General features: G+C 30.4%; 5 protein-coding genes. All 5 read right to left on the bottom strand.

The genetic code is table 11. From position 1 onward, the window contains the following. The coding region (locus tag AMO08_RS00605; protein WP_179850718.1) for an adenylosuccinate synthetase at positions 1 to 605 on the bottom strand (605 nt) is incomplete at its 3' end. Continuing rightward, positions 605 to 1,417, bottom strand: coding sequence for a bifunctional hydroxymethylpyrimidine kinase/phosphomethylpyrimidine kinase (thiD, locus tag AMO08_RS00600; RefSeq protein ID WP_075484288.1), 813 nt, complete (start codon positions 1,415 to 1,417; stop codon positions 605 to 607). The genes AMO08_RS00605 and thiD, both read right to left, overlap by 1 nt. A 1-nt stretch (position 1,418) precedes the next feature. Beyond that, positions 1,419 to 2,750, bottom strand: coding sequence for a phosphoglucosamine mutase (gene glmM / locus AMO08_RS00595; RefSeq protein ID WP_075484287.1), 1,332 nt, complete (start codon positions 2,748 to 2,750; stop codon positions 1,419 to 1,421). Continuing rightward, entirely contained in the window at positions 2,750 to 3,802 is a 1,053-nt protein-coding gene (folP, locus tag AMO08_RS00590) for a dihydropteroate synthase (RefSeq protein WP_075484286.1), read from the bottom strand. Before folP ends, glmM begins: the two co-directional genes overlap by 1 nt. Positions 3,803 to 3,808: 6 nt before the next feature. Beyond that, positions 3,809 to 5,716, bottom strand: coding sequence for an ATP-dependent zinc metalloprotease FtsH (ftsH, locus tag AMO08_RS00585; RefSeq protein ID WP_075484285.1), 1,908 nt, complete (start codon positions 5,714 to 5,716; stop codon positions 3,809 to 3,811). Between the last annotated feature and the right edge of the window lie 236 nt (positions 5,717 to 5,952).

The following is a 5,952-nucleotide window of genomic DNA, read 5'->3' as shown; positions in this document are numbered from 1 at the left end:
CCGATCTCGTTTAGAACTTTAATAGAATCTTTTAATAAATCAGATTTAAGCTGATCTTTTTCAAAAATTTTTTTTCCTAGACCCTTTCGAATTGCATTATGATGAACTAGTACTGAGTCGAGTCTTTGATCTAAATTTTTTTCAGATCTTAGATCCATAATTCTTATAGATCTTCTTCCAACTTTATCTTCATATGCTGGTCCAATTCCACGTCTTGTAGTTCCTATTTTGCTTTTTCCTGCTGCATCCTCTCTAATCTCATCCATTTCTCTATGAAAAGGCAAAATTAAATTTGCGGACTCCGAAATAATAAAATTATTTACATTTACTTCTACACCTTTAGATTTTATTTCGTCTATTTCCTCTAATAAAGCCCATGGATCTACGACAACTCCGTTGCCAATAATTGATATTTTACCTTTTCTAACTATTCCAGATGGCAATAATCTCAATTTATAAGTAACACCATCAATTACTAAAGTATGACCAGCATTGTGACCTCCTTGAAATCTTATTACTACATCAGCCTGTTCAGATAACCAATCAACAATTTTTCCTTTACCTTCGTCACCCCATTGAGATCCAACAACGACTATATTTTTCATTATTTAAATTTTTTGTTTACTTTCAGGGAAGTGAGATGGTTAATTGGGCCATGACCTTTTCCATATTTCGGGTTTGATTTAATTGCAGAATTTACATACTTAATTCCAAGCTCACAAGATTTCTTTACTGTTTTTCCACATGATAAAAAAGTTGTAACTGAGCTAGATAATGTACAACCAGTACCATGGGTATTCTTTGTTTTGTAACGCTCACTTTTGAAGATCTTTATGTCTTTTTTGCTTATTAAAATATCTATTACATTTTTATGTTTTAAATGACCACCTTTTATAAGTACATTTTTAGCTCCTAATCCTATAAGTTTATTAGCAGCAAAAATCATATCCTCCTTTGTTATAATTTTTGTTTTAGTTAAAATTTCTGCTTCAGGGACATTAGGAGTAATAAGTGATACTTTTTTAATTAGTTTTAATTTCAACAATTGAATAGCTTTACTATCTATAAGTTTAGCACCTCCTTTAGCAACCATCACTGGATCTAATACAATTTTTTTAACTTTAATTTTATTTAAAGCTTTTAATACGTTTCTAATAACCTCTGAAGAATGCAGCATACCAATTTTTATTGCATCAGGTCTTATATCTTTGCAACTATAAATAATTTGATTAAAAATTTCTCTTGGATTAATTCCAACAATTGATTTTACACCTGTGGTATTTTGAGAAGTAACCGCTGTTATTGCTGTCATTGCATAAGAGCCTAGAGCGGTAACAGTTTTTATATCAGCTTGAATACCTGCTCCACCAGACGAATCAGATCCTGCAATAATTAAAATTTTAGACTTTGGTTTCAATTTATTTAATTTTTTTTGTAATCATATTTATACATTTGTATAAAAGAGCTTTATTTTCACTTTCTCCCATTACTCTTATTTTAGATTCTGTTCCTGATTTTCTTACTAAAATTCTTCCATTACCTTTGATTAATTTATCTGCATTTTTTATGATTTTTTTTATCTCTGGTTTATTAATTATATTTTTATCTTTAACCTCGATATTTTCCAAAAGCTGAGGTGTTTTCTTAAATTGATCAAAAAACTCACTTGCCTTTTTTCCTTTTCTTAAAGCAAAAAGGGATTCTAAGGCTACTAGCAAACCATCTCCCGTAGTTGCAAATTTACCTAAAATAATATGTCCTGATTGTTCACCCCCTAAATTAAAATTATATTTTTGCATTTTTTCTTTAACATATCTATCTCCAACATTTGCCCTTAAAAATTTTATTCCTTTTGATTTAAAATATTTTTCTAACCCATAATTTGACATTAATGTTCCAACAACTCCCCCTTTTAACATTTTTTTATTTTTCCATCTTGTTGCTAAAGCAGCTATAATTTGATCTCCATCTATTATATTGCTTTTTTCATCACACATTATAATCCTGTCAGCATCTCCATCTAAAGATATTCCGATATGTGCTTTATATTTTTTTACAGCAGATCTAATATTTCTTGGAAAAGTTGATCCACATTTTTTATTAATGTTTAAACCATTTGGTTTAATTCCTATTGCTATGACTTTAGCTCCTAATGATTTTAATAACTCAGGACCTGCCTTATAACCAGCGCCATTTGCACAATCGATAACTATTCTTAGTCCTCTTAAATTGAACTCTTTTGTGAAATTTTTTTTTAATATTTTAATATATTTTTTAGTCCCTATTTCCAATCTTTCAACTCTTCCTAATTTTTCAGAATGCGAGAGGTTTTTTGAAATTTTTTTATCTATAAGTCCCTCAATTTTTTTTTCTATTTTATCTGATAATTTCATTCCATCAGGACCAAACAATTTTAAACCATTGTCAAAATGTGGATTATGAGACGCGGTAATCATTATGCCCATATTGGCCTTCATTTCTTTAGTTAGCATAGCCAACCCATTAGTTGGTAAGGGTCCTAGGGTATAAACATGCATTCCAGCTGAAGCCAAACCTGAAACAAGAGCTGGCTCAAGTGTATAGCCTGACAATCTCGTATCTTTTGCAATTATTGCTGTTTGTTTTCTTTTTTTTTGTGATTTAAAGTATGTTCCACTAGCAAGTCCAAATTTAAAGAACATATCTCCATTTATTAATTTACTATTAACCGCTCCTCTTATTCCGTCTGTTCCAAAATATTTTTTTGCCATTAATTTTTGATTATCTGATTAAAAACTTTAATACCTTGTAGAACTTCATTAACATCATGAATTCTTAAAATCTGAATTCCTTGCATTAAAAGATATATTGAAGAGGCCATAGTTCCACCGATTCTTGTTTTGCTATCATTTTTTTTTGATATATCTTTAATAAATCTTTTTCTTGAATTCCCTACTAGTATAGGAAAACCTAATGAATGAAAAATAGAAACACCTCTTATAAGATTCATATTATGTTTCAAATTTTTTCCAAATCCAATTCCAGGATCTAAAATTATATTATTGTGTTTAATACCTTTAGACCTTATTAACTTAATTTTATCTTCAAAATAATCATATATATCTAATAGTTCATTTTTATATATTGGATTCTTTTGCATATTTTCTGGTGTGCCAACTGAATGCTGTATTACAAATGGAATTTTATACTTTTTTAAAATGTTTATTGTTTTAGGATCATATCTTAATCCCGAAACATCATTAATAAGTTTAACCCCCATTTTAATACCACTTTCCATAATTGCAGATTTTCTTGTGTCTAGAGATATTGGTATTTTTTTTACAATTAATTTTAATGTCTTATTAATTCTATGCCATTCACGATTTTTATTTACTTCCTTTGATCCTGGTCTTGTAGACTCTCCACCAACGTCTACTAGCGAAGCACCAGTTTTATATAAATTGATAGCATGACTGACGGCTTTATTTTTTTTGTTAAATTTTCCTCCATCAGAAAAACTGTCGGGCGTAAGATTTAATACTCCTAAAATATTTGGAATTTTTTTAAAATTTAAATTTGAAAAATTTGATTTTTTCGACCTTATTTTCTTTAAATCTGAATTTATTTTTGTTTTTAGTTTTTTTGGTAAATTTCTAATTTTATTTATTGAAATTTTTCTAATTTTTTTTCTTGTAATTATCTCAATATGGTCAAAAGATATTTCTTTAATCTGATGTAAAGGTATAGATTGTTTTTTCTTTACTAAAATTTTTGATTGTTTGCCGAAGTAGAAATTACACGCTCTTGTGTAATATCTTGGCATTATTTATTAATGAACAATTTTTGGTTTCAAACCCATCGCGCCCAAAGCTGAATCTTGATCATCTTTTAATTCTGGATTATCTAAATTTTTATCTTTAGGATATAAATTTTTATTAATTATATTCTCTATTTCTTCACCAGTTAATGTTTCATATGTTATTAGAGCTTTAGCGATTTTATGTAAGTCATCTATTTTTTCTGTTAAAATTTCCTTAGCTTTATAATATCCTTCATCTACAAGCTTTCTTATTTCTTTATCAATTTTTTGAGCAACTTCTTCTGATACCGATTGAGTTTGAGTAACTGATCTTCCTAAAAACACTTCTTCTTGGTTTTCCCCATATTCAACTGGACCCATTTCTTCACTCATACCATATTTTGTCACCATTGCTCTTGCTAACTGTGTAGCCTGGTTAATATCAGAGCCATTTCCTCCACCTGCTCCTGTAGATATATTATCTTTTCCAAAAATTAATTCTTCAGCCACTCTTCCTCCAAAACAAACAGCTAGTCTCGCTTTAAGATATTTTATTGAGTAACCGTGTTTGTCTCTTTCAGGTAAGTTCATTACCATTCCAAGAGCTCTTCCTCTTGGTATAATAGTAGCTTTATGAATAGGATCATAACTTGGCATATTAAAAGACACTAGAGCATGTCCACCTTCATGGTATGCAGTTAGTTTTTTCTCATCTTCTGTCATCACCATTGAACGTCTTTCAGCGCCCATCATAACTTTATCTTTTGCTTCCTCAAATTCTAGTAATGTGACTATCCTCTTATTTTTTCTCGCCGCTAACAAAGCTGCTTCATTAACTATATTTGCAAGATCGGCTCCTGAGAATCCTGGCGTGCCTCTTGCAATTGTTCTTAAATTCACATCTGGCGCCATTTTTATTTTTTTTACATGAACTTTTAGAATTTTTTCTCTTCCAATAATATCTGGGTTTGAAACCACTACCTGTCTATCAAACCTTCCTGGTCTTAATAAAGCTGGATCGAGCACATCTGGTCTGTTTGTTGCAGCTATAATTATGACACCTTCATTTGTATCAAAACCATCCATTTCAACTAATAACTGGTTTAAGGTTTGTTCTCTCTCATCATTTCCACCCCCTAGACCTGCCCCTCTACTTCTTCCAACGGCATCTATCTCATCTATAAAAATAATACATGGAGAATTTTTTTTACCTTGTTCAAACATGTCTCTTACTCTAGACGCTCCTACTCCAACGAACATCTCAACAAAATCAGAACCTGAAATAGTGAAAAACGGAACACCTGCTTCACCAGCAATTGCCCTTGCTAATAAAGTTTTACCAGTTCCTGGAGGACCAACAAGTAAAGCTCCTCTTGGAATTTTACCACCCAACCTACTAAATTTTTTTGGATCTTTTAAGAATTCTACCATTTCTTCTACTTCTTCTTTAGCTTCCTCTACACCAGCAACATCATTAAAAGTAACCTTTCCTTTTAATTCATTCATCATTTTAGCTTTTGATTTTCCAAATCCCATCGCTCCACCTTTGCCACCCTGCATTTGTCTCATGAAGAAAATCCATACTGCAATCAGTAATAACATGGGAAACCATGATAAGAGCACACCAAACAATGAAGGCATTTTTTCATCTAAAGGTGCTGCTGAAATACTCACACCTTTCTCTGATAATTTTTCTATAAGATTTGGATCATTAGGAGCATAAGTTGAAAAAGAATTACCATTCGAATAAGTACCTCTGATGTTATTTCCCTGAATCTCAACTTTTAGAACTTCACCGTCCTCAACTGAATTTAAAAAATCTGAAAATATTATCTGATTTCCACCTCTAACATTAGACTGTGGATTTTTAAACATGTTATAAAGACCTATAGTTAAGAAAACTATTATTCCCCACATTGCAAGATTTTTTAAGTTCATAACATTAAAATAAGAATTATTATTAAATTAACAAGTGACAAAATATCAGTTATTTCATCAACTTTAACGCTCTTTTGATACTATAACTGAGTTATTTACCTTCTTAATTACACAGTTTCCTAAAGTGGCCTTAAAAGAGCTATCATTTTTAATTTGATAAATTAATTTATCAATTTTTTTTCCTCTTACTGGGTAATATTTTTTACCAACACCTTTTAGCACTTCTGTGAGAGACC

It is taken from the genome of Candidatus Pelagibacter communis (assembly GCF_001180205.1).
Lineage (GTDB): Bacteria > Pseudomonadota > Alphaproteobacteria > Pelagibacterales > Pelagibacteraceae > Pelagibacter > Pelagibacter ubique_O.
Note: the sequence above shows the minus strand (reverse complement) of the source record. Positions and strands in the feature narration are given on the sequence as shown.